Annotated in this window: 23 protein-coding genes; 19 read left to right on the top strand and 4 right to left on the bottom strand. The window is 35.6% G+C overall.

Features of this window, described 5'->3' with window-relative positions:
- Positions 1-184 precede the first annotated feature (184 nt).
- The 4 genes from GYM74_RS03385 (at position 185) to GYM74_RS03370 (ending at position 5,672) form a co-directional block, all read left to right on the top strand.
- Entirely contained in the window at positions 185-1,846 is a 1,662-nt protein-coding gene (locus GYM74_RS03385) for a ribulokinase (protein ID WP_220219090.1), read from the top strand.
- A gap of 41 nt (positions 1,847-1,887) precedes the next feature.
- Positions 1,888-3,396 carry an L-arabinose isomerase gene (araA, locus tag GYM74_RS03380; RefSeq protein ID WP_220219089.1) on the top strand — a complete coding sequence of 503 codons (1,509 nt, stop codon included), beginning with the start codon at positions 1,888-1,890 and terminating at the stop codon, positions 3,394-3,396.
- Positions 3,397-3,497: 101 nt separating this feature from the next.
- Positions 3,498-4,895: a sugar porter family MFS transporter gene (locus tag GYM74_RS03375; protein ID WP_220219616.1), complete on the top strand. Its 1,398-nt coding sequence runs from the start codon at positions 3,498-3,500 to the stop codon at positions 4,893-4,895.
- A gap of 84 nt (positions 4,896-4,979) precedes the next feature.
- On the top strand, positions 4,980-5,672 hold the full coding sequence (locus tag GYM74_RS03370; RefSeq protein ID WP_220219088.1) for an L-ribulose-5-phosphate 4-epimerase: 693 nt from the start codon (positions 4,980-4,982) through the stop codon (positions 5,670-5,672).
- Positions 5,673-5,850: 178 nt separating this feature from the next.
- Here GYM74_RS03370 and GYM74_RS03365 read toward each other — a convergent pair whose 3' ends face one another.
- The 4 genes from GYM74_RS03365 to GYM74_RS03350 form a co-directional block, all read right to left on the bottom strand.
- Positions 5,851-7,449 carry a bifunctional aspartate transaminase/aspartate 4-decarboxylase gene (locus GYM74_RS03365; RefSeq protein WP_220219087.1) on the bottom strand — a complete coding sequence of 533 codons (1,599 nt, stop codon included), beginning with the start codon at positions 7,447-7,449 and terminating at the stop codon, positions 5,851-5,853.
- Positions 7,450-7,477: 28 nt separating this feature from the next.
- Positions 7,478-9,178, bottom strand: a complete 1,701-nt coding sequence (gene aspT / locus GYM74_RS03360; RefSeq protein ID WP_220219086.1) for an aspartate-alanine antiporter — start codon at positions 9,176-9,178, stop codon at positions 7,478-7,480.
- Positions 9,179-9,506: 328 nt separating this feature from the next.
- Positions 9,507-9,905 carry a hypothetical protein gene (locus GYM74_RS03355; protein WP_220219085.1) on the bottom strand — a complete coding sequence of 133 codons (399 nt, stop codon included), beginning with the start codon at positions 9,903-9,905 and terminating at the stop codon, positions 9,507-9,509.
- Between the two features lie 30 nt (positions 9,906-9,935).
- Positions 9,936-11,021: a class I SAM-dependent methyltransferase gene (locus tag GYM74_RS03350; protein ID WP_255556198.1), complete on the bottom strand. Its 1,086-nt coding sequence runs from the start codon at positions 11,019-11,021 to the stop codon at positions 9,936-9,938.
- Between the two features lie 118 nt (positions 11,022-11,139).
- Between GYM74_RS03350 and GYM74_RS03345 the strand changes: the two genes are divergently transcribed.
- From GYM74_RS03345 to GYM74_RS03275, 15 genes are read left to right on the top strand one after another with little or no spacing between them, the layout of a single operon-like run.
- Complete coding sequence (locus GYM74_RS03345; protein WP_220219084.1) at positions 11,140-11,865, top strand: beta-ketoacyl synthase chain length factor; 726 nt, start codon at positions 11,140-11,142, stop codon at positions 11,863-11,865.
- Positions 11,844-12,641, top strand: coding sequence for a 1-acyl-sn-glycerol-3-phosphate acyltransferase (locus GYM74_RS03340; RefSeq protein WP_220219083.1), 798 nt, complete (start codon positions 11,844-11,846; stop codon positions 12,639-12,641). The genes GYM74_RS03345 and GYM74_RS03340 overlap by 22 nt, the downstream gene beginning before the upstream one ends.
- An 11-nt stretch (positions 12,642-12,652) precedes the next feature.
- Complete coding sequence (locus GYM74_RS03335; protein ID WP_220219082.1) at positions 12,653-12,907, top strand: phosphopantetheine-binding protein; 255 nt, start codon at positions 12,653-12,655, stop codon at positions 12,905-12,907.
- A gap of 16 nt (positions 12,908-12,923) precedes the next feature.
- The gene (locus tag GYM74_RS03330; protein WP_220219081.1) at positions 12,924-13,172 is read left to right on the top strand and encodes an acyl carrier protein; all 249 of its coding nucleotides are present in this window, start codon (positions 12,924-12,926) and stop codon (positions 13,170-13,172) included.
- Between the two features lie 6 nt (positions 13,173-13,178).
- A complete protein-coding gene (locus tag GYM74_RS03325; protein ID WP_220219080.1) occupies positions 13,179-13,742 on the top strand; it encodes a hypothetical protein in 564 nt (187 codons plus the stop codon).
- Entirely contained in the window at positions 13,712-15,448 is a 1,737-nt protein-coding gene (locus GYM74_RS03320) for a hypothetical protein (protein WP_220219079.1), read from the top strand. The genes GYM74_RS03325 and GYM74_RS03320 overlap by 31 nt, the downstream gene beginning before the upstream one ends.
- Complete coding sequence (locus GYM74_RS03315; protein WP_220219078.1) at positions 15,439-17,187, top strand: glycosyltransferase; 1,749 nt, start codon at positions 15,439-15,441, stop codon at positions 17,185-17,187. The genes GYM74_RS03320 and GYM74_RS03315 overlap by 10 nt, the downstream gene beginning before the upstream one ends.
- On the top strand, positions 17,180-17,599 hold the full coding sequence (locus GYM74_RS03310) for a thioesterase family protein (protein ID WP_220219077.1): 420 nt from the start codon (positions 17,180-17,182) through the stop codon (positions 17,597-17,599). The genes GYM74_RS03315 and GYM74_RS03310 overlap by 8 nt, the downstream gene beginning before the upstream one ends.
- Positions 17,596-18,201 (top strand): outer membrane lipoprotein carrier protein LolA, encoded by a 606-nt coding sequence (locus GYM74_RS03305; RefSeq protein WP_220219076.1) that lies wholly within the window; start codon positions 17,596-17,598, stop codon positions 18,199-18,201. The genes GYM74_RS03310 and GYM74_RS03305 overlap by 4 nt, the downstream gene beginning before the upstream one ends.
- Positions 18,179-20,509, top strand: coding sequence for an MMPL family transporter (locus GYM74_RS03300; RefSeq protein ID WP_220219075.1), 2,331 nt, complete (start codon positions 18,179-18,181; stop codon positions 20,507-20,509). Before GYM74_RS03305 ends, GYM74_RS03300 begins: the two co-directional genes overlap by 23 nt.
- Before the next feature lie 10 nt (positions 20,510-20,519).
- Complete coding sequence (locus GYM74_RS03295) at positions 20,520-21,092, top strand: DUF3261 domain-containing protein (RefSeq protein ID WP_220219074.1); 573 nt, start codon at positions 20,520-20,522, stop codon at positions 21,090-21,092.
- Positions 21,093-22,277, top strand: a complete 1,185-nt coding sequence (locus tag GYM74_RS03290; RefSeq protein ID WP_220219073.1) for a beta-ketoacyl-[acyl-carrier-protein] synthase family protein — start codon at positions 21,093-21,095, stop codon at positions 22,275-22,277.
- Positions 22,274-22,753 carry a 3-hydroxy-fatty acyl-ACP dehydratase gene (locus GYM74_RS03285; protein WP_220219072.1) on the top strand — a complete coding sequence of 160 codons (480 nt, stop codon included), beginning with the start codon at positions 22,274-22,276 and terminating at the stop codon, positions 22,751-22,753. Before GYM74_RS03290 ends, GYM74_RS03285 begins: the two co-directional genes overlap by 4 nt.
- On the top strand, positions 22,753-23,484 hold the full coding sequence (locus GYM74_RS03280; RefSeq protein ID WP_220219071.1) for a 3-ketoacyl-ACP reductase FabG2: 732 nt from the start codon (positions 22,753-22,755) through the stop codon (positions 23,482-23,484). The genes GYM74_RS03285 and GYM74_RS03280 overlap by 1 nt, the downstream gene beginning before the upstream one ends.
- Positions 23,481-24,707: a beta-ketoacyl-ACP synthase gene (locus GYM74_RS03275; protein ID WP_220219070.1), complete on the top strand. Its 1,227-nt coding sequence runs from the start codon at positions 23,481-23,483 to the stop codon at positions 24,705-24,707. The genes GYM74_RS03280 and GYM74_RS03275 overlap by 4 nt, the downstream gene beginning before the upstream one ends.
- The last annotated feature ends 18 nt before the right edge of the window (positions 24,708-24,725 follow it).

The raw sequence follows: 24,725 nt of genomic DNA, 5'->3' as shown, positions 1-24,725 counted from the left end.
AAGATTTTTTATTTTTACATAAAAATTCTTTTTGAATAGTAGCAATAGTGAGATCTCTATCACAAAACAAAATACCTAGACAGAATCGTCTATATTTATAGCAATAAATAACCTACTGGATAAAACTTAAATTAATTATTCTTCCGTAAAAGTTCCATTTAATTTGTTTTTGAGGTGGTATCGGATGAATAAAAAAATAGCAATTGGATTAGATTTTGGCAGCGATTCAGTCAGGGCTTTAGCGGTTGATTGTCAAAATGGTCAAGAATTAGCAACAGAAGTTGTGTATTACTCACGTTGGGCAAAAGGTGAATTTTGTGATCCAAAAAAGAATCAATTCAGGCATCACCCACTTGATTATATTGAATCAATGACCCTATCAATTCAATCTGTAGTCAAACAACTTGACACTTATGCTAACAATGTAGTTGCTATTGGTGTTGACTCGACAGGATCAACTCCCGCCCCAATTGATGATAATGGTGATGTACTAGCCCTGAAACCAGAGTTTGCCAATAATCCTAATGCCATGTTTGTATTATGGAAAGATCATACCTCAGTGAACGAGGCAGAAGAAATTAATCAGCTATGTGCAACGTCCGACTATTCTCAGTATTTAGAATATTGTGGTGGTGTATATTCTTCTGAATGGTTTTGGGCGAAAATCATGCATATTTTCCGCCATGATAATGCCGTGAACAATTCAACTGCATCATGGATTGAATTATGTGATTGGATCCCAGCTTTATTATCCGGAACGACAGCGCCCAATAAAATTAAACGCGGGCGATGCGCAGCCGGCCATAAATGTTTTTGGAGTGAACAATGGAATGGCTTACCGCCGTATGAATTTTTTGAAAAGCTTGACCCTTCACTTGTCAATGTACTGCCTTATCCATTGTTTAAAGAGACCTATACTGCCGATAAGCAAGTGGGAGTCATCACATCACACTGGGCAGACAAATTAGGATTGCCGACATCAGTTGTTATTGCCGGAGGCGCTTTTGACTGCCATATGGGTGCGGTTGGTGCAGGTGCTGAGCCTTATACTTTAGTAAAAGTAATTGGCACTTCAACATGCGATATATTACTGGCAGAAAAAGAAGTCATTAAAGATCGTTCAATCAAAGGTATTTGTGGTCAAGTTGATGGTAGCGTAATGCCTAATTATATTGGATTAGAGGCTGGCCAATCAGCTTTTGGTGATATGTATGCTTGGTATCAAACATTACTAGGTTGGCCGCTTAACCAATTAACCAAACAATTACCCGAAATACAATATGAAGTTGACCAATTAAAACAAACATTATTGAACCAGCTGGCCACGCAATGGTCTCAAAACCCTAATTTAGACAATATCCCAATAATCCTTGATTGGTTTAATGGACGTAGAACTCCATTTGCTAATCAACGGCTCAAAGGAGTTATCTCCAATTTAACGATTGCAACCGATGCTTTAACACTTTTTGGTGGTTTAATTTTATCAACAGCATTTGGTGCTAAAGCAATTATGGAATGTTTTATTGAACAACAAGTCCCTGTAAATAATATTGTTACATTAGGTGGAATAGCCAAAAAATCCCCTGTTATTATGCAAGTTTGTGCTGATGTTATGAATCGTCAATTAAAAGTTGTCAAATCAGAACAATGCTGTGCATTAGGTGCAGCAATTTTTGCAGCCGTTTCAGCCAATATTTATCCCGACATTCCAACCGCTCAAAAAATAATGTCTAGTAAGATCGAAACAACGTTTATTCCAAATGCCGAAAGAGCCGCCAAATACCAGCAGCTGTATGGCAAGTATCTAACTTGGTCTACCTCTTGCGAACCTAATTACCACGTTTAGATTTGCACCCAACTTATCAATTAAATTTAAAGGAGTGAAATATGTTTGTTTATGAAGAAGCAGAAATTTGGTTTGTCGCTGGAAGTCAACATTTATATGGCCCGGAATCACTTGAGCAAATCAAAAAAAATATCCAATTAGTCTCAGAGTATTTCAATAAAGAAGCCAATCTACCAGTAAGAATAGTTCTTAAACCGCTAGCCACTAAACCGGATGAAATATATCGCTTATGCCAAGAAGTTAATTATTCGCAAAATTGTGTCGGTTTAATCACATGGTTACACACCTTCTCTCCAGCAAAAATGTGGATTAATGGATTAACCCAGTTACAAAAACCATTGCTACAACTTCATACGCAGTTTAATGAACTAGTACCATGGGATTCAATGGATATGGATTTTATGAATCTTAATCAAACTGCACATGGTGGGCGTGAATTTGGTTTTATTGGGTCTCGTATGCGTTTAGCTCATTCCATTGTCACTGGTTATTGGAAGGACAAGGAGGTACATGAAAAAATTGCAAAATGGATGAGAGTTTGTGTAGCCATACATGAAGAAAAAACAATGAAAGTGGTGCGATTTGGCGACAATATGCGAGAAGTTGCAGTAACCGAAGGCAATAAAGTATCGGCACAAATAAAATTTGGCTACTCAGTCAATACACATGCAGTGGGCGATCTGGTTTCGGTAATTAATTCAATCAATAATAGTGATATTGCCCAATTAATTGAGGAATATGAAACACTTTACCAAATTAGCCCTGTTGCTCAAGTTAATGGTCCAAAAAGACAAAATTTAATTGAAGCAGCAAAAATTGAATTAGGTATCAAAACGTTTCTTGAACAAGGCAATTATTCAGCATTTACCACTACATTTGAAGATTTATATGGTTTAGCACAATTGCCCGGTCTTGCCGTCCAACGGTTAATGGAAAAAGGTTATGGATTTGCCGCAGAAGGGGACTGGAAAACAGCCGCATTACTTCGAACAATGAAAGCAATGGCAAAAGACCTGTCTGGTGGAACGGCTTTCATGGAAGATTATACTTATGATTTCACCAAAGGCAATGAACTAGTTATCGGTTCACACATGTTGGAAGTTTGCCCGTCTATCACTGATGATGAAGTTAAACCGTTATTGGATATTCAACCGTTAGGGATTGGTAATAAAGCCGATCCAGCACGCCTTATTTTTGCATCCAAACCTGGCTACGCTATCAATGCAAGTTTGATCGATATTGGTAATCGTTTCAGACTGATAACTAATACATTACAAACCATTAAACAACCGTACCCATTACCCAACTTGCCTGTAGCTTGTACAGTATGGAAACCACTACCTTCATTAGATATTTCAGCCGAAGCGTGGATTCTTGCCGGCGGAGCTCACCACTCAGTTTATACCCAAGCATTATCAATGGATTATTTTAGACTCTATGCGCAACTGCACAATATTGAATTACTTGTGATTGATGAAAACACAGAAATGTGTAATTTCAGAAATGAACTGCGCTGGAATGAAATCGCCTATGGTAACACTAATGCATAACATTCTGATTTGGTACATAAAATTAAAGAAGTTATAACCGATAATTTTTAAAATAGATATAAATAAGGGGTAAATAGATGGATATCAATACACCTATACCAATGGATAAAAAGGCAAACAGTTCCGCAAAAAAAATGACATTTTTAATCGGTTTTTCAGCTGCCATGGCTGGATTATTATTTGGTTTAGATATTGGCGTAATTGCCGGTGCTTTACCGTTTATCACCATCCAATTCCAACTTACCACACAACTTCAGGAATGGGTGGTTAGTTCCATGATGTTAGGCGCAGCCTTAGGTGCCATATCAAATGGTTGGTTATCTTTTTATCTAGGAAGAAAATATAGTTTGCTAGCGGGCGCTTTATTTTTTATTGTCAGCTGTTTTGGCTCGGCTTTAGCGCCGAATGTCGAAGTACTGCTCGTTTGGCGGGTGATCTTAGGGTTTGCTGTTGGAATAGCTTCGTATACGGCACCATTATATCTTTCTGAAATGGCACCAGAAACAATCAGGGGAAAAATGATAGCTGCATATCAATTATTAGTAACAATTGGTATTTTATTAGCTTTCTTATCTGATACCTATTTCAGTTTCACCGGAAACTGGCGAATGATGCTTGGTATTATCGCTATACCAGCAATTATTTTATTTTTGGTAGTCATTTTCCTTCCTAATAGCCCTCGTTGGCTAGCTTCCAAAGGTCGATTAAAGGAAACCCAACAAGTTCTTCGATTAATTCGGAACGATCCAAACAAAATTCAACAAGAATTTGATGATATTACCGAAAGCTTAAAAGAGAAACAAGAAGGATGGACTCTTTTCAAAGCAAATAAAAATGTCCGTCGCACGGTTTACCTTGGTATGGCATTGCAAGCAATGCAACAATTTACCGGCATGAACATTATTATGTATTATGCACCGAAAATTTTTAGTCTTGCTGGCTTTCAAACAACGGAGCAACAAATGGTTGCAACCATAATTGTTGGACTCACTTTTGTATTAGCCACCTTTATTGCAATTTTTACCGTCGATAAATTAGGACGAAAACCTATTTTAAAAGTTGGATTTGGTATTATTGCAATAGGAACACTAATACTTGGTATTTGCCTGCAATTAATTGAAAACGGAAACACATCCTCAATCACATCTTATGCTGCTGTCGGTATGGCTATTATGTGTATAGGAGGATATGCCATGAGTGCTGCACCTGTGGTATGGATCCTTTGTTCAGAAATTCAGCCATTAAAAAGCCGTGATTTTGGTGTAACTTGTTCCACCACAACCAACTGGATATCCAATATGATTATTGGCGCAACTTTCCTCACTTTATTAAATCACATTGGTGTAGCACAAACATTTTGGCTGTACACCGCAATGAATATCTTATTCATTTTTGTTGTTATCTTGTTTGTGCCTGAAACTAAAAATATTTCGTTAGAACATATCGAAAAAAACCTAATGTCAGGAAAAAAACTGCGCCATATTGGTGTTGATAAATAAACAAATAAAGGCTAATTGAAGGACAATTTAAATTAAATTGTCCTTACTTATTATTCAATGACTTCTTTATTAATAGGATTTTATATGTTTACGTCATTAAAACAACGGGTACTAGCTGCCAACTTATTATTGCCGCATTATCAACTTGTCACCTTTACATGGGGCAATGTATCAGAAATTGACAGGCAAAAAGGCGTGATTGCCATTAAACCTTCAGGCGTTGCTTATGAACAACTGAACGAAGATGATATTGTTATCGTCGATCTGAACGGAAACAAAATAGAAGGCCGGCTAAATCCTTCAAGTGATACCAACACACATCTAGCACTTTATAGAGCTTTTGAGCAGATAGGCGGAGTCATTCACACGCATTCACGTTATGCAACTATCTGGTCGCAAGCTGGTTTAGATATTCCAGCATTAGGAACAACACATGCTGACTATTTTTATGGTGATATTCCTTGTACAAGAGCGTTAAGCCCAACCGAAATCGCAACAGATTATGAACTCAATACGGGCAAAGTAATTATTGAAGAATTTGCCAAACGTTCATTAGAGCCAATGGCAATTCCAGGTGTGCTAGTTATGGGTCATGGCCCTTTTGCTTGGGGCATTACTGCACATGATGCAGTACAAAACGCCGTAGTACTTGAGGAAGTCGCAACAATGGCATTAGCCACCCGTAATCTCAATATCGGTATTAAAATACAATCAGAATTATTAAATAAACACTATTACCGCAAGCATGGAAAAAATGCCTATTATGGTCAAGGATAAACAATGTCATTTCCATTGATTTGATACTGAAAATTAATGCAGTTTAAATAACCTTAAATTAAAACGTTAACCACTATTTTCAATTTTTAAAGCAAAATATTTAATAATTCAAAAAATATAAAAAAGCCCTGCACTAATCAGGGCTTTTTATTTGTATTAATTAAAGATAATTATGCTGTTATTTTTTCTTACCTTTATACTCATTATAATACTCTTGAGCAAGTTTACGCATTGATAAGCCAATTGCAGCATATTGATACTCATTTAAATTTGCTAAAGAAGCACGTGCTGAAGGGTGTTGAACAGCAAAACCTTTACCAGGTAACAGAACCACACCTGCTTCATCAGCAATTCTAAACAACATCTCTGAAGGATTTTTATTTTTCAAAATCCACTTAGCAAATTTATCATCGTAAAGTTCACGACAAATATGCTCTAAATCAATCAATGTATAATAATCAACGCTATTTTCATCTGTATTATGTTTAAGACCTAAATGCTGATAGAGCGATGCTGCACGTCGACGTATAAGCGATTTTAATGCCGCTTTATAACTTTGATCGTTATCCATCATTTCACATAGAGCAAACAGAACCATTTGTACTTGTTGTGGTGTTGATAGCCCGGCAGTATGATTCAAGGCAACAGCACGACTATCGGCAACTAAGCGATCAATAAATTTAAGATTTTGCGGATCAGTGACAATAGAGCTATAACGTTTATTTAAAACCTGTTTAGCTTTACTAGGTAAAGCTTTAATGGTTTTATCAATGACATTGTCACGAGTGGTAGCAATTACCCCTAAACGCCAGCCGGTTGCACCAAAGTATTTTGAAAATGAATACACCAAAATAGTATTTTTAGGGCAAATTGCGAATAAAGATTGAAAATCATCAGCAAAAGTACCATAAACATCATCGGTTAAGATGATTAAATCAGGGCGCTTTTTCACTATATCAGCAATGATTTTTAAACTTTTATCATCGATCTTAACTGACGGTGGATTCGATGGATTGACTAAATAGAAAGCTTTTATTGATGGGTCTTCAAGTTTACGCAATTCAGACTCTGGATATTGCCAATTTGCATCCGGATCGGCATTAATCAATACTTCAACTAATTGATAATCATTAAGAGCTGGGATTTCCAAATATGGGGTAAAAATTGGCGCACCTATTGCAATTTTATCCCCTTTTTGAATCAAACCATTCTCTTTCATTGAATTAAATATATAAGCCATTGCGGCGGTACCACCTTCAACGGCAAACAAATCAAGATCATCACGATCAAGATACTGCGCTCCCATTTGTTGCAAAACATAGGATTTCACTATTTCTTCACTAAAACGCAACATTCTGTCGGGTACAGGATAGTTACATCCCAAAATACCTTCAACCATTTCTTGTAAAAAAGCGTTTTCATCAAGTCCTAGTTGATCACGAATATAGGAAAATGCTTTACCTAAAAAAGCGACACCAGGCGTTTCATAATTTTGGCGAACAAAATGCTCAAAGCGCCCTGTTAATCCAGCTTTTATTGGAAATCCACCTACACCTTCATTCAAATAAGAATAAGACATTTCTGATTCTTGAATTGCGAAAACACCCAGTTGGAAGAAAGCTTGACGCGGCCAAGTAGCAAGAAAGTTAGGATTACCACGACCAGCATTTAACATAGTTCGGTCGGCGTGGCTTTGAGCTAGTTTAATTAAGTTATCTTTCAATTCAAAAGGGCTTAAATTAGCGTACTTTGCATACTCTGTTTTAATTTTTTTCATAATTTGTACCTTTAATCTGATATTACAATTAAACAAAAGCCACAACTAATGGTCCTAGTAATGTTAGGAACACATTAGCTAAAGCATAAGTAATAGCAAAAGAGTTAGTCGGGGTAGAATTACCTGCTTTGTTTAGCACTTCCCCAAAAGCTGGGTTAGCACTACGAGAACCTGCTAACGCACCGGCAAATACCGCTGAGTTTTTATAACCCAATACATATTTACCAAAATAGATAGCAAGCAACATAGGTAAAATAGTTACCACCACGCCAATTAAAAATAGAGACAGACCTTGTTCTCGAATGGTATCAATAGCTTGAAGACCAGAACTTAATCCAACAACCGCAACAAAACCAGCCAGACCAAAATCTTTTAATAGTTGCAATGCCCCTGTTGGAATATTACCAACAGTTTGATGAAGCGAGCGATACCAACCAAACAATAGGCCGGATAACAATGCACCACCACCAGCACCTAAAGTAATAGGAATATCACTAACACGGATAACGATTAATCCAATAATTAACCCCACAACCAAGCCCAAACCATGGAATATCCAGTCTGTCTTTTCGCTTTTAGTGATGGGTGCCCCAATTTTATCCACAACACGACGTAAATCGCTATCAGCACCATAAATTGTAATCACATCACCTAATTTTAAATTGATGTCATTATTGAGTGGTAGTTGCTGTCCGTCTCGATGAATAGCCGTTAAATAGATGCCATGTTTTAACTTCATCACTTCTTCAGACGATAAAACTTGCGTTAAATTTTGACCAACATAACGTGTATTACGCATTTCAACATCTTGTGTATTCATCACCACATCCATGCCAGAAGCGGAATTGACTTCAGTACCAAGCAAATCACTCGCTTTAATCATCGAATCACGGTGACCAACAACCAATATAATATCCCTTGCTTTCAATAAAGTATCAGGACTAGCTTCGAGGATATTATTACCCCGTTTGATACGTTCGATACTGATACCATCGACAAGCTTTTCAACACTCTCAACAGTTTGATTAATTTTATTGGTAATGCGATATAAACGGCCTGTAACATCTGATAGCGCTAAATTTTGGTTGCTACCTAATAGAAGTGAACCATGAAGTTGCTCAGCTTGTGCCTTCATCGCATCATCGTTAATATCACTGCCCATAATTTTAGGAAGGATATTGACACAAACAATAATGGCACCAAGCGAACCAAAAATATAAGTCACAGCATAACCTATTGTGACATTACCTTGCATTTTACTGAGTTCTTCAGCACTCAGACCTAATTGACTTAAAGCATCAGAAGCGGTACCCATAATTGCAGATTGGGTTAATCCACCAGCCGCTAAACCAGCTGCAAGGCCTTTATCTAAATGGAATAATTTTGCCAATATAACCACCGTTGCAAAGCCAGCAACAGCAATAAACAATGCTAAAAATATTTCACGTAAAGTTTTTACACCCAGTGAACGGAAAAACTGCGGACCACTTTCAAAGCCAACAGCATAAATAAATAGCGCAAATAGCACAGCTTTAACGCCAGCGTCAACTGTGACGCCAAAAACACTTAGTGCTACTGCCACGAGTAATGAACCTGCAACGCCACCCAATTGAAATTTACCAATGCGAATAGCACCGATTAAATACCCTAAACTCAGAGAGAGAAATAATAGAATTTCCGGTGAGTGTCTAAGTCCATCTAAAATCCAGTCAGAAAGCCATTGAAACATAATAATTGTCCTCAAGTGCTAAGATTTATGATTTAAGAATATGAAAAGATATTTGTCAGATTGGAGCAATATTCACAAAAGAATATGAATACAATTACATATTAAACTGCAATGAAAAGAATAGATATTCAATTTTAACGATTAATATTATTGTTAGAATATGGTAGTTGAAGAAATTAACATTATCAATAAGATTTTAAAGTATGCACACAGTTAAACTAAATGTGGAACTTAATTTATAAGCTCAGTAAAAAACTGAGCTTATAAACTGCTTGATTTTTAATATTCAGCATTGACAAAGAAGCTGAATAATTTAACTTTCGTAAAATTATTTTGTTTTAAAAATATTTTCTCTAATTCTCGCATCTAAATTGTTGATCCAACGATTATAGTTACGATGAACATTGCCACGTTTATCTTTTAAATTATCACTAGCTGAAACATATTCGATAGAATATCCATTAGCTGAATAAGGAATATTTACAACAACCTCAAATTTACGGTTGAACAAACTACCTCGAATATTGTTATTATCTACTGATTGAAATTTCCAAGTACCAAAAGCTGAACGACCATTAGTTGAAGTATTCAAAATCGCTTGTTTAACTTGCTCTTTTGTGACTCCTTGTACAGGTGTAGTGACATTTTTGGGTGCTTGAAATTTACTAGCACAACCGAGTAATGTGGTAATAAATAGCGTGGTTATAATTAACTTAATAATTTTCATTGTTAACTCCTTTAATCTAAATTATATTATTTAACGTTTTTTACATATCAACAAAGTATGACCGTATCCTAAGCCATCAATATCCTTTTCAACGTGAAAACCGGCGCTATTTAAACACTGATAAAAAACCTTCGAATGATAAAAACGGCTATTACCATTTGCTAAACACGTAAAGTATAAAGATGAAGCATTTAAACTTAATGCCCCTGCTTCAAAAGCTTGTCTGTCCCAAAAAAGATCCATAATACATAAAACTGCATCCTCTCTCATGCTACCATGAATCAACGACAAAATATGGGTAATTTGTTCTACACTAAAACAATCTAAAAACTGGCTCATCCACCAAACATCAGCTTCATTCGGCAGTTGTTTGGCTAATAATAAGTCAACGGCAAAACCATTAATTCGATCATCAAAACCGGCTGCTTTAATATTATTTTGGGCAACGGCTATTTGTTGAGGTAAATCTAAGAGCGTTATCTTAAGATCTGCACATTGCTGGGCACAAAAAATAGCCCATTTACCGGTATTTCCGCCAACATCATAAATATGCTTAGGATTGAGATCTTTAATATGAGAATAAGCAACTGGAAATGAATGATCAGAATAGAAGTGGTCAAAGGCGAACCAGCTTTTTTTTGCTTGTTCAGGTAATTCTTGTAATGCGGGGTAAATAGTATTCCAATCACCAAATACTTTTAATCCTTCAGGTTTACCATTTGCTAATGAGTCTTGAAGATAAAACATACTTTGATAACACACGTCTTTCACAAAATCGAAGTTTACCTTCGTCATCGTGTCATGTAGCAAATAATGACCAACCTTACCTAAAATAAAATGATCATTATCTTGATAAACAATATGCATACTCAATCCAATATCTAATAAAAGCTGAAGAGAATAAGATGACAACGAAACTTTATCCATTAAATCATCTAAACTCATACCAGTTTTACCGGCATTATCGAGTTGAGCTAATATGCCTTCATTTTTCATACACGCAACAGCTTGAAACATTAATGGTGCAAATGCTATTTTTTGTGCTTCAGTTATTGCTTCTAAGGCAGTATAAATATCCTTATCATAATTAAATTTTTTTGTGTTGAGTCCTTTCAATCTATTGCCTTTTTGAAGTTTTACTGTATTTTATAAACAGCCCCATATTAGGGATTGGTAAAAATAAATAATATTACAATTTATTATTAAGTAAAGAGTTAATTGAAACATTATCAAGATGAATTTTTCTTTTTCCATAAAAAACTGGTTTGCTCTCTCTTCTGGTCTATCTAATCAATCGGATTGGGAAAATTGGTCTAAAAATTCCAACCATGATTGGAATTTGCCTTTGCCAAAGCTAGTCAATTTACCCATGATGCAAGCTCGCAGGATGAGTGTTCAATCACGTCTAGCGGTAGAAGTTGGAATGGAATTAATTAAACAATCTCAAGTTCCCGATCTCGCGGTATTTACCAGTCAACATGGAGAGATAGATAAAACATATAAAATTTTATCAATGCTCAATCAAAATAGTGATATTTCGCCCACTGATTTTGCTTTATCAGTTCATAATACCGCATCAGGTTTGTTAACTATTATTGCCAAAAAACCAATCCCAATCACTTCTATTTCTGCTCATTATGACAGTTTTCAACAAGGATTAATTGAAGCAATATCTGTATTAACGCAAGAAGATAAAACAGTATTACTAATAGACTTCGACGGAACCATTCCCGATACATATCACAGTTATATAAAGTCATCGGTTCCAACTTACGCTGTTGGCTATATAATAACAAGAGGTAATGAGATCAGTTGCCAGAATATAACGCAAACAACAACTGTTCCTGCTGAAAAATACCCACAATCGCTTGCTTTTTTACGTGCTTATTTAAATAAGCAACAGCGCTTCATAGTAAAAGGAAATACTCAAGATTGGTTATGGACGATGAACGAGAAGTAATTAAACAACGCCGTCAAATCAATATATTTTGGCGTCTTATTGCTACCACATTTGGATTTATATTATTTGGATCTTATGGATTATTCATACTATCGCTATTGTGGTTTACGTTATTAAGATTATTTGTTTGGAACGAAGCTAAAAGAATCGCTATTGCGCAAAAAAGTATTAGTTTCAGCTTTAAGATTTTTTTATGGATTGTCAAATCGCTAGGTATTATCGATTATCAGTTTTACGGTCTTGAAAAACTTAAACAAGATAAAAATTGTTTAATCGTTGCAAATCATCCCTCCTTACTTGATGTCGTACTGTTAGCGTCAGTTATGCCTCGCTGTGATTGTTTAGTAAAAGGTGCATTGTTACAAAATATTTTTATCAGTGGAATTATCAAAACGGCAGGTTACATTTTAAATCAGGAGTCTGAAAAAATATTGCCTCAATGTCAGCAAATTCTGGCAAATGGCGGACGAATTTTAATATTTCCTGAAGGAACAAGAAGTGTACCGAATGAACCGATCAAATTACAAAGAGGGGCGGCTAATATCGCATTAAGGTGTCATGCAGATTTGAGAGTCATCCACATCCAATGTAACCCTCCTTTACTGTTCAAAAAACAAAAATGGTACCGAATACCATATAAAAAACCCTGTTTCACTATTACAATTGGCGAAAAAATAGCGATTAACGAATTTTCTGAATTTAGTACTACGATAGCGGCACGGAAATTAACCCAGCGCTTAACATCAATTTTTAACGAAAAAAGTGAGATAATTTAAAAAGGAAACTTATGGAAAAGCTACAAAATGAAATTAAGCAGATAATTATAGATGTACTTAATTTGGAGGATATCACACCGGCTGACATAGATACAAAAGCCCCGCTGTTTGGTGATGGATTAGGTCTGGATTCTATTGATGCTTTAGAGCTAGGACTTGCGATAAAAAGCAATTATGGTATTGTTTTATCTTCTGAAAGTGAAGAGACCAAAAAAGCGTTTTATTCCGTTCAAACATTAGCAGATTTTATTTCAGCACAACAATAAAAAGGAGCTTAATAACATGGATAAACAACAAATCTTTGAGCAAGTTAAATCTGCACTTGTCCAACTTTTTGAACTTTCATCTGAAGATATCACACCCGAATCAAAACTTTTTGAAGAGCTAGATTTAGATAGTATTGATGCGGTTGATTTAGTCGTTCATCTACAAAAGAAGATCGGTAAAAAAGTTGATCCTGAAACATTCAAATCAGTCAGAACTGTTCAAGACGTTGTTGATGCGGTTGATAACTTAATTAATAGTAAATAATTAATTATGAGTAAAGTTAAGTTAATTATTAAATGTTTAACAAATATCTCTTTTGTCTGTTACCCATTTATCATTTACTTATCTTTACGCTACCAGGAAATTAAACTAGCCATTTTCTATTTAGCTGCATTATTTATTCTACGGTTATTAACTCTACCCAATATCTTAGTAAGCATGCGTTGGCTTGCCAAAATTACTGCGTTTATTGGATTATCATTATTATTAAGTAGCTGGTTGTTTTCTCAACATCAAATACTTTTTTACTACCCCGTTATGGTCAATGTGGTATTTTTGATTACCTTCGGTTATTCCTTATCACAACCGCAAACAATTGTTGAAAAATTTGCCAGAATTAAAGATGCTAACTTACCCACTAAAGCAATAAAATATACCCGTAAAGTCACGATTTGTTGGTGCCTTTTTTTTATGCTTAATGGAAGCATTGCATTAATTACCTGTTTAATAAACAATCTTTACTGGTGGACAATGTACAATGGCTTAATTAGTTATATTTTGATTGGCACACTTATGGTGGGAGAATGGCTGATACGTCAACAAATCAAACAATAGTCTCGCTATCTAAACAGTTATTACGGCCTGATCATGAAATTATCGCTTTTAGAAAAAAGCAACCTCTGTCTGTACTTGAATTAAAAAAACAAGTTTTACTGTTGAGTCAGCAGCTTTCTAAAAGTCCTGAAAAATATTGGGCTTTAACCATGCAAGATAGTTTTAATTTTGTTGTGGGTTTATTTGCTCTTTTCTATTCAGGTAAACATCCCAAATTATTTAGCGCTTATCATCAAGAAATTAAAGATGATTATGATGCATTATTAACTGATAATCAGGCTATTCATCAGTATGATACTCATAAACGTCTAATAAATATCAATCAACTGTTTAACGTAAATTCCGTTGAAATTGCTGACTTTATAAATAAAGATTTTAGCTATAGCACATTAACAATATTCACATCAGGTTCAACCGGTTTACCAAAACCAATTGAAAAAACAGTCAATCAGTTCGAAATAGAGATCCAACAGCTTGAATCTAACTGGGGAAAATTATCCGCTGATCTTATTGTCGCATCAGTTTCTCATCAACATATGTATGGCTTAACTTTCAAAATCATGTTATCGCTAATGATGAAAATTCCCTTTGTTTGTGAGCCGATAATTTATCAAGAACAACTATATCAATATAATGAAAAAAAATTGTTATATATAACAAGCCCTTCAATCATCAAAACGTTAGATGTCAAATTACCGACAATCAATTGTGAAAAAGTAATTTCTGCGGGTGGAAGTCTAAACTATGACGAAGCTTTATCATGTAAACAAAATTTTAATGTCTTGCCCGATGAGATATATGGATCGACTGAAACAGGTATCATTGCGACTCGTAAACAACTTCACCCAAATATGCCTTGGCAGTTATTTTCTGAAATGGAACTTCAACAAAATGGCGATCAAAAGACATGCCTTATTTCTCCGCTGTTAACGCAACCAGAGCTGTTGAATGATAAAATAACGATAGTTGATGCACAGTATTTTCACTTAAATGGTCGATCAGATAAGATTATTAAAATCTCAGAAAACCGTGTATCACTGACATATATTGAGAATAAAATTAATCAATTACCTGAAGTAGAAGAAGCAATTGTCATTCCTTTAATTCAAAATAACAGAACTATTTTGGGTGCTATAGTTAAACTATCTACATCACATAGCGAACTATCTAAAGAACACAATTCTTATAATTTAACACAATATTTTCGACTTTTTTTGAAAGATGAATTATCATTGATTGAATTACCAAAGAAATGGCGATTTGTGGAAAACCTGCCAAAAAATATGCAAGGTAAAACCACTTACATGGAATTGAAATCATTATTTGAAACTAATGAGAAAGTAATGAATAAAGTGTTTGCAAATGAATTAAGCGTCGATAAAGATACTCATCATGTTAATATTGAGTTAGTCATACCTACTGATCTATTTTGGTTTAAAGGACATTTCCCTTCCCAACCATTATTGCCAGGGGTCGTACAACTTAATTGGGTAATTTACTATACCCAAAAATACTTTAATGCAAATTTATCATTATCATCGATAGATGTGATCAAATTCCAATGTCCGATACTTCCTCAAGACCGACTTAAATTAAATTTGAAGTGGAATGAAAAAGAGCAAAGAATAGATTTCTCCTATTCTTTTATCAAGCCAGATAACACGCTAAAAATAGCTAGCTCCGGAAAACTTACATTATGTCAATAAACACGATTAATCTATCGGCAAATTATTGTTTTGTAATTCCATGTTATAACCACAGCCATGCGTTACCAAAAGTCCTCAAAAGTATTGAACAATACCAACTCAAGTGCATCGTCATTGATGACGGTAGTTCGATTGAACAAGCTCAAAAGATAAAACTTATTACCGACCAATATGCTTGGGTGATCTTAATTCGTCTAGCAACCAATCAAGGTAAAGGTGCAGCTGTAATCAATGGGCTTAAATATGCCTATAATCAAGGCTATAATTATGCCATTCAAATCGATGCTGACGGACAGCACGACAGCAATAGCATCACACAGTTAATCGAACAATCACAATTAAACCCATATTCCTTAATTTCAGGCTGTCCGATATATGATAGTTCCGTACCCAAACATCGGCTGATCGCAAGATACATTACCCATTTCTGGGTATGGATTGAAACGCTATCATTGAGTATAAAAGATAGCATGTGTGGCTTTCGTATCTACCCACTACAAGCTACCAATAAATTATTAAGGCGTTGCAAAATCGGGAAACGCATGGATTTTGATACAGACATTATGGTGAAATTATACTGGCAAGGTACCAATAGCGTTTTTGTACCAACTAAAGTCACTTACCCCGAAGATGGTGTCTCACATTTTAAAGCGGTGAAAGATAATTTATTAATATCATGGATGCACACTAAACTATTTTTCGGCATGTTTCCACGAATGGTTTCGCTAATAAAAAGAAATTTCAAAAAAAAGAAAGATCAACAACACTGGTCACAAATTCAAGAACGAAAAGGACTTTGGGGTCTTAGGTTTATTTTAAAGTTTTACCGTTTGTTAGGTAGAAGAGCAGCCAAGGCTATCATGTTTCCGGTTATTTGTTATTTTTGGCTGACCGGTAAAAAACAACGTCAGGCATCACAACAATATTTGCAAAGAATAAAAAATCATTATGACAAAATACCTTTTGTTGAAAAGAAAAGGCTAACCTCTTTTAATCACTTTTTAAGATTTGGAGAGGCATTACTAGATAAACTTGCGTGCTGGCAAGGCGATATAAAAATTAACGATATATACATTCCCAATAACCAAGAGTTCTTAAACCTCATCGATAAAAAAAAAGGAATAGTATTAATAGGTTCACATTTAGGTGATATTGAAATGTGTCGAGCGCTTGCGCAGCTTTCTCATGATGTAAAAATTAATGCATTAGTCTTTAATAAAAATTCAAGCCGTTTCAAGCAAGTATTAAGTGAAGCCAATAATGCTTCAACGGTTAATCTTATTCAAGTCGATACCTTAGGCGCCGACACTGCAATTATGCTTAAACAAAAACTAGATGCAGGTGAATGGATTGCCATTGTTGGTGATAGAACCTCGACCAATCCGCATCAAAGGATGCAAGAAAACGCGGTCAGTTGGGCGAATTTTTTAGGATCGCCAGCACCTTTTCCTAAAGGCCCTTTCATCCTCTCATCTGCATTAAGTGCGCCGGTTTATCTTTTTTGGGGATTAAAACCAAATGGGCGTTTTCAAATACACTTTGAACTTTTTTCAGATAATCTCAAATTCTCTCGAAAAAATCGTCAAGCTGAAATCGACTTAATCATCCAAAAATATGCAAAAAGGTTGGAACACTATTGTTTAGTGTCACCATTAGACTGGTTTAACTTTTATGATTTTTGGGATTTTAATAAGCCTGAATTAAACGAAGCAACAACAAAAGTAGATAAAAATGAATAACAACGCTAGCCATAATGCAATCATCGAATATACCACTTCATTTCACGATACAGATGCCATGGGCGTTGTATGGCATGGAAACTATTTAAAATTTTTTGAAAAAGCACGTGAAGCCTTGTTTCAGAAATTCAACTATGGTTATAAAGATATGATTGACTCCGGTTACCTATGGCCGATAGTCGATACACGAGTCAAGTACATTGCACCGATAATTGCAGAGCAAAAAATCCAGATTATGGCTAAGTTAGAAGAGTATGAACATCGAATAAAAATTAGTTATCTCATAACCGACAGTCAAGGAAGAAAAACGACTTGCGGTTATACAATTCAAGTTGCGGTATTAGCAACAACCCAAGAAATGAGTTTTGTTACCCCTCATATTTTTTTAGAACGATTTGGATTATTAAAATGAAAAAATATTTTGTCATTGTCATCACCCTATTTTTGATATTTTCAAGTGGCATAACTCAGGCAATAACACTCGAAAACTTGCAGCAACAATTTAGTCAAAATAAAGTTGTTCGAGCAGATTTCAAACAAGATCGTTTTATCAATGGATTAAGTCATCCCCTACATTCGACAGGTAAAATGATTATATCTCAACAAGATGGATTATGGTGGCAACAACTCAGTCCTTTTAAAATGACCTTAAAAATGAATCAAGTTAGAATGGAACAGAATATTGACGGAGGAACACCACAAATAATAACAGCTGAAAATCAACCTCAACTGTTTCAATTCAATCATTTACTATCTGCGATTTTTACTGCTGACGCACAAATGCTAAAAAATAACTTTAAATTAACACTCACAGAACATGATAAGCAGTGGAATTTAACATTGATCCCAATATCAGCCCCACTAAATAAAATTTTCAAGCAGATACAGCTAAGCGGAAATGTATATCTTGAAAAGATCACGCTTGATGATATGCAAAATGATAAAACGGAAATTACATTTTTCAACCACAAGACAACTAAATTAACACAACATGAACAGTCGTTATTCAAATAACAAAAAGTTACTTAAAATAAGAGCCATTTTATGGCTTTTTGTTGTGATAAGCATACTCTTAACTGCTGGCTATCTGATACAACATAGCAAACTCAACACAAGCGTACTGTCACTACTGCCTAACGAACAAACTAACGATGTTCCAGTAGAAATTATTGATGGCTTTCAAGATAGATTGGATAAACAGCTGGTTTGGTTAATCAAACCTCAGCAAGCAACCAATTTAGAGCCAGTAAATTGGTGGTATGAACATTTACAAAAGCAGCCTTTTATTCATAGTGTTAATGGGTATTTTGATGAACAATTTCAGCAAAATTGGGGCAAATTTGCCTATCAATACCGATATCAATTGTTAGACGAAACTACCGCCAATCGAATTGAAATGCACAATCAATTTGCATGGATTGAGAGCCAAATTTATTCACCATTTAGCGGGGTTAGTGCCACAGAATTAAATAATGACCCACTCTTACTGACGCGATCTTCACAGCTTAATCAGCTCAATAGTGCCGGAAAACTGGCAATTAAAAATAAATGGCTATCAGTTCAAGATAGTTTGGGTAATGACTGGTACATGATTTATGCTGATCTTAAAGATTCCTCATTTAACATTAGCCAATCACATCAAATTGTCGAACAGTTAGATGCGCTTATTGAACAACTACAAATTAACTGGCCTGAAACTAACATTTTAAAACGAGGCGTTCTTTTTTACAGCGATTATGCTAGTGAACAAGCCCAAAATGATATATCGACTATTGGAAGCATTTCAGTTATCGGCATTATTTTATTAATTATGTCTATATTTCGTTCCGTCATACCCATTTTTCTTTCATTACTTTCAATTTTTATTGGTATTGTTTGCGGTTTAGTTGCGGTATTGGCTTCATTTGGCCAAATCCACATTATGACTTTAGTCATGAGTACAAGTATTATCGGAATAGCGATAGATTATTCATTACACTATTTAACTGAACGACTTTTGCATGGTGATCAAGAATCACCTTATGCAAGCTTAAAAAAATTAATATCAACATTATTCATTGCATTATGCACAAGTTTTATTGCCTATTTGGTACTGTTAATTGCACCTTTCCCGGGGTTAAAACAGTTATCCATGTTTGCTATTTTTGGATTAATTGGCGCATTTATGACAGTTATTTGCTGGTACCCTATTTTGGTCAATAAATTACCTGTACGCCAACAAGTCGGCCACCGTATATTGACTCGCTGGCTGGATATATGGCAAAACAAAAAAACACAGTGGCTATTAGTATCATCAGCCCTGATATTTATCGGTATCGGGTTATCCAATTTAAAAATTGATGACGATATTGGCAAATTGCAAGCATTACCTGCAGAACTACAACAACAAGAACAGCAGATAATCGATATTACAGGGCAAACAAGCGACCAAAAATGGTTTATTGTCTTTGGTGATAATGCAGAGCAGACATTACAACGGCTTGAAAATTTTATACCTAAATTAGAACAGGCAAAATCAAATGGCTGGTTTACGCAATATCAAAGTATCAATTTACCTTCTATTGGCAAACAGAAGCGAAACATTGCATTGATAGAGCAATATACCCCCGAAATTATCGCAAAACTCAACCAAATTGGTTTTGCAATTAAAACACCAAGTCTTCAAGAAACAAACACATTTATTACACCTAATTTATGGGAACAAAGTGAAATCAGCCATGGGAAAAAGCTACTTTGGCTATCATTAAAAACCGGTGAAAGTGCAACTTTAATTCCAATAAGTGGTATAAATAATTTAACCGAAATTTCTCAAATGTCTCAAATTGACGAGGGTATTTATTGGTTAGATCGACGTTCAGAATTTACAACCATGTTTACACATTATCGAGTTTATCTGACAAAGCTCATTATCGGATCAGTTATTGCGATTTGTATATGTTTTATGGTTTATAATCGTAAGCATGGGATAAAAACCGGTTTGAAAAGCACACTTCCAACACTTTTATCCATTGGCATTGCGCTATCAGTACATGGCATGATTGATCAAACGTTGAATCTTTTTTCAATGTTGGCACTTATCCTTGTGATTGGTATTGGTATCGATTATAGTCTGTTTTTAAGTAATCGCAAAAGCCAAACCCAAAGTGCCCTGTTAGCCGTAACAATGGCAGCGATAACGACACTTTTATCATTTGGGTTACTGATAATTAGTCACACAACTGCTATTATGGGATTTGGTTTAGTACTAACTAGTGGCATTTTTGGCGCATTTGTATTTGCCCCTTTAGCAATCAATAATCGCCTTGTATTAAAAAAGGATTAGGTAATTAAGGATGAAAAAATATATTGTTTTAATTATGGTTATCGTTGGTTTCTTAGCAACCGGATGCGCTAGCAAAACAAAATCCGAAGCTTGGTTTACTAAAGATACAAAAGTGAGTATTCCCAAACCTAATTTTGAAAATAACTATCATGATCAACAGCTATTAAAATTTAAATATAATGACCAAGAGCACTCTTTAATTATCCTTTTAGACGCTAAAGATGATCAACTCAAGGTTATAGGGCTTTCGGCACTTGGAATACGCTTATTTGAATTGAGCTATACAGGCGAAAGTATCAAAACCAAACAAAATATTTTTATCAAGCAACTCCCTCCGCCCGAACAAGTGCTATCTGATATCTTATTAAGCATTCTGCCTCTTAAGCAATGGCAAGCGGTTTTACCACAAGGGTGGAAACTTATTGATAATGACTATCACAGACAATTAATCGATGATCAACAAAACATCATTATTGATATTAGTTATAATCAAACAACATCGAATCAGATTAGAAAACCTACACAGATAAAACATAATATATTTGGTTATCAAATTTCAATACAGAGCATGGAAGCAAAATAGATGGTTTATGTAGCAGCATTTGGTGCAATTAATAGTTTAGGTAGTTCTCAAGACGAAATTAAACATAATTTAAGTCAAAATTATTGTGCTAAGCATTGTTTAATTCAACAAGAAGGATGGTTATTAAACGGCAAAAAAACTTGGTTAGGAAAAGTTAATAATCAGACACTTCCTGCTATTCCTAAACATTTATCGCCATATTCAACCCGAAATAATCAACTACTTTATGCTGCCTATTTACAGATTCAGACAGAAATAAACAAAGCGATAAAAAAATATAACGCTGATCGCATTGCCATTGTGATAGGAACAAGCACATCAGGTATTGATGAAGGCGATAAGTATATAAAACAACTGACGCAAACAGGCAACCATAATCAAAATTTCACTTATGCTCAACAAGAGTTAGGCAACCCTTCTTGTTTTTTAACCATGTTACTAGGGTTAACCGGGCCAAGTTACACAATATCAACAGCTTGTACTTCAAGTGCGAAAGCAATAATAAGTGGCAAAAGATTAATTGAGCTTGGTATTGTTGATGCCGCAATTGTGGGTGGTGCCGACAGCTTAAGCAGAATGCCAATCAACGGATTCAACGCTCTTGAAGCACTTTCAGAAAAACCCTGTACCCCATTTGCTGAAAAACGAGATGGCATCAATATTGGTGAAGCCGGTGCTCTATTTTTATTAACTAAAGAACCGACCAGTGATATTAGGCTATTAGGCATAGGTGAATCATCAGATGCTTACCATATCTCTTCACCGCATCCCGAAGGAATAGGCGCTCAACAGGCCATGCAAATGGCGTTAGATACGGCTAAATTGACGATCAATGATATTGGTTATATCAATTTACATGGCACCGCAACCAAATTAAATGATTTAGCTGAAAGCAAAGCTGTCTATCGATTATTTAAACAAAACTTACCGCCTTGCAGTTCAACTAAACATCTTACCGGACACACATTAGGCAGTGCGGCTATAACTGAACTTGCGCTTAGTTGCCTGTTGCTCGATCAAAATATCTATCTACCTCAACAAGACTTTTCCCAATCACCTTATGATGAAAGTCTGGATAAAATTAATATAATTACTAAAAAAATGATGTTAGAAAAACGGATTATAATGTCGAATTCGTTCGCATTTGGCGGTAATAATGCATCACTAATTATCGGAAAAATATGATGAACTATCACCCAGCAAGCTATTATTTACCTCATCAAACGCCAATGGTCATGGTGGAAAACATTCATTTAATCAATGAAGAAAAGTGTATTTGTAGTGTTCGAACTCATGAAACAGGTATTTTAGCGCCTTTTTTGAATGAAGATAAATTACTACCCAATTTTTATGCGATTGAAATAATGGCGCAAACCATTGGCGTTTGGAATGGCTATCACAGTCTGTTAAACAACAAAATACCCTCTTTAGGTATGTTAATCGGTGGACGAGCAATAAAAACAACTTTACCTGCATTTCCCTATGATAGTCACTTAATGATCCACGCCAATTTAGTTCTGAATGATTCAAAATTGGCTAACTTTGATTGTCAAATTTTTATTGACCAACAATGTGTTGTCAAAGGAAAACTTAATGTATATGAGCCAGATGAGTCCGAATTAGAAGACTTATTTGGTGACAATCGATTAGGAGAAAAATAATGGACAAAACAGTACTTGTTACTGGCGCAAGTAAAGGAATTGGTAAAGCGATTGCTTGTCAGTTAGCGCAAGATGGATTTAACCTCGTGATTCATTACCATAGCGATAAACAAGGTGCGCTTGATACTAAGGCAATAATCGAAAATTTAGGTGGTCAGGCTCGTTTGATTCAGTTTGATGTAAGCAATCAAATGCAATGTAAACAAAGAATAGAAGAAGATATCGAATTACATGGCGGTTATTATGGCGTCGTGAATAATGCCGGGATAATACGCGACGGTGCTTTTCCTGCATTAACGCAAGATGATTGGCAAAGTGTCATTCATACCGATCTCGATAGTTTTTACAATGTACTTCATCCTTGTATTATGCCAATGATTGGACTGCGCAGTGGTGGGCGTATTATTGTTATCTCATCTGTATCGGGAATTGCAGGCAACCGAGGACAAGTAAATTATAGTGCCGCAAAAGCAGGCGTCATTGGCGCAAGTAAAGCGCTGGCACTTGAGCTAGCTAAACGAAAAATTACCGTTAATTGCATTGCACCGGGATTAATTGATACCGGCATATTAGATATGGAGCCGATTGCGCTACAAGAAGCTATGAAAATGATTCCATTAAAACGAATGGGACAAGTTGAAGAAGTTGCCGGACTGGCGAGCTATTTAATGTCAGATATTGCGGGTTACATCACTCGCCAAGTCATTTCAATCAATGGAGGGATGATATGACAAAAAGAGTTGTCATAACAGGTATGGGCGGCGTTACAGCATTGGGTAATGACTGGTTAAATGTGCAAAACACCCTAAAACAGTTACAAAATGCGGTTAGATATATGCCCGAATGGGAAATCTATGATGGCTTACACACAAAATTGGGTGCGCCTATCGACAATTTCATAATACCGGAACACTATACGCGTAAAAAAATTCGCTCTATGGGTAGAGTATCATTGCTATCGACTAAAGCGACTGAAATAGCATTAGAAAAGGCAGGCTTATTAGATGATCCTATTCTTACCGGTGGTGAAACAGGGATTGCTTTTGGTTCATCAACCGGCAGTACTCAACCGGTTGCCGAATTCGCCACAATGTTAAACGAAAAGCATACAAATAACATAACAGCGACCACCTATATACAAATGATGCCTCACACCACAGCGGTTAACACAGGCTTATTTTTTGGATTAAAAGGAAGATTAATCACCACTTCCAGCGCTTGTACCTCCGGCAGTCAAGCGATTGGCTATGCTTATGAAGCCATTAAATACGGCATGCAAACCATTATGGTAGCAGGCGGTGCTGAAGAGTTATGCCCTTCTGAGGCCGCAGTATTTGATACCCTATTTGCCACCAGCCAATTAAACGACACACCTAAGCTATCACCTCGTCCTTATGATCGAGATAGAGACGGGCTTGTTATTGGTGAAGGCGCAGGTGCATTAATACTTGAAGAGTACGAACATGCCAAAGCCCGAGGCGCTAAAATATATGGCGAAATTATCAGTTTTAAAACCAATTGTGATGCTAGTCATATTACACAACCACGCCAAGAAACTATCCAAATTTGTATGGAAGAAGCGTTAAAACAAGCCAAATTAGATGCTAAACAAATTGGTTACATTAGTGCGCACGGAACAGCAACAGCCCGAGGCGATATAGCTGAAAGCAATGCAGTAGCAAACATCTATGGCAACCAAACGCCAATATCATCATTAAAAAGTTATTTTGGTCATACCCTAGGGGCTTGCGGTGCAATAGAAGCCTGGTTATCTGTCGAAATGATGCACAGTGGTTGGTTCAACCCTACCATTAATCTTGAAAATGTCGATCCTGCCTGTGGAGACTTAGATTATATTGTCGGTTCAGGTCGAAATTTGGATATTGAATATATGCAAACCAATAATTTTGCTTTTGGTGGCATCAACACTTCAATTATTATTAAACGTCTTTAATTTTTCTAGAAATAACAA

It is taken from the genome of Gilliamella sp. ESL0405 (assembly GCF_019469205.1).
Lineage (GTDB): Bacteria > Pseudomonadota > Gammaproteobacteria > Enterobacterales > Orbaceae > Gilliamella.
The sequence above is the reverse complement of the archived record's forward strand: the minus strand, read 5'-3'. Positions and strand labels throughout refer to the sequence as shown.

Bases quoted from the DNA above. Each gene is read 5' to 3' on its own strand.
- GYM74_RS03355 (WP_220219085.1), bottom strand. From the start codon at position 9,905: ATGAAAATTATTAAGTTAATTATAACCACGCTATTTATTACCACATTA.
- GYM74_RS03310 (WP_220219077.1), top strand. From the start codon at position 17,180: ATGAATAACAACGCTAGCCATAATGCAATCATCGAATATACCACTTCA.
- GYM74_RS03340 (WP_220219083.1), top strand. From the start codon at position 11,844: ATGGACGATGAACGAGAAGTAATTAAACAACGCCGTCAAATCAATATA.
- GYM74_RS03335 (WP_220219082.1), top strand. From the start codon at position 12,653: ATGGAAAAGCTACAAAATGAAATTAAGCAGATAATTATAGATGTACTT.
- GYM74_RS03330 (WP_220219081.1), top strand. From the start codon at position 12,924: ATGGATAAACAACAAATCTTTGAGCAAGTTAAATCTGCACTTGTCCAA.
- GYM74_RS03275 (WP_220219070.1), top strand. From the start codon at position 23,481: ATGACAAAAAGAGTTGTCATAACAGGTATGGGCGGCGTTACAGCATTG.
- GYM74_RS03280 (WP_220219071.1), top strand. From the start codon at position 22,753: ATGGACAAAACAGTACTTGTTACTGGCGCAAGTAAAGGAATTGGTAAA.
- GYM74_RS03325 (WP_220219080.1), top strand. From the start codon at position 13,179: ATGAGTAAAGTTAAGTTAATTATTAAATGTTTAACAAATATCTCTTTT.
- GYM74_RS03300 (WP_220219075.1), top strand. From the start codon at position 18,179: ATGAACAGTCGTTATTCAAATAACAAAAAGTTACTTAAAATAAGAGCC.
- GYM74_RS03290 (WP_220219073.1), top strand. From the start codon at position 21,093: ATGGTTTATGTAGCAGCATTTGGTGCAATTAATAGTTTAGGTAGTTCT.
- GYM74_RS03305 (WP_220219076.1), top strand. From the start codon at position 17,596: ATGAAAAAATATTTTGTCATTGTCATCACCCTATTTTTGATATTTTCA.
- GYM74_RS03315 (WP_220219078.1), top strand. From the start codon at position 15,439: ATGTCAATAAACACGATTAATCTATCGGCAAATTATTGTTTTGTAATT.
- GYM74_RS03320 (WP_220219079.1), top strand. From the start codon at position 13,712: ATGGCTGATACGTCAACAAATCAAACAATAGTCTCGCTATCTAAACAG.
- GYM74_RS03345 (WP_220219084.1), top strand. From the start codon at position 11,140: ATGAATTTTTCTTTTTCCATAAAAAACTGGTTTGCTCTCTCTTCTGGT.
- GYM74_RS03295 (WP_220219074.1), top strand. From the start codon at position 20,520: ATGAAAAAATATATTGTTTTAATTATGGTTATCGTTGGTTTCTTAGCA.
- GYM74_RS03285 (WP_220219072.1), top strand. From the start codon at position 22,274: ATGATGAACTATCACCCAGCAAGCTATTATTTACCTCATCAAACGCCA.
- GYM74_RS03375 (WP_220219616.1), top strand. From the start codon at position 3,498: ATGGATAAAAAGGCAAACAGTTCCGCAAAAAAAATGACATTTTTAATC.
- GYM74_RS03385 (WP_220219090.1), top strand. From the start codon at position 185: ATGAATAAAAAAATAGCAATTGGATTAGATTTTGGCAGCGATTCAGTC.
- aspT (WP_220219086.1), bottom strand. From the start codon at position 9,178: ATGTTTCAATGGCTTTCTGACTGGATTTTAGATGGACTTAGACACTCA.
- GYM74_RS03370 (WP_220219088.1), top strand. From the start codon at position 4,980: ATGTTTACGTCATTAAAACAACGGGTACTAGCTGCCAACTTATTATTG.
- araA (WP_220219089.1), top strand. From the start codon at position 1,888: ATGTTTGTTTATGAAGAAGCAGAAATTTGGTTTGTCGCTGGAAGTCAA.
- GYM74_RS03365 (WP_220219087.1), bottom strand. From the start codon at position 7,449: ATGAAAAAAATTAAAACAGAGTATGCAAAGTACGCTAATTTAAGCCCT.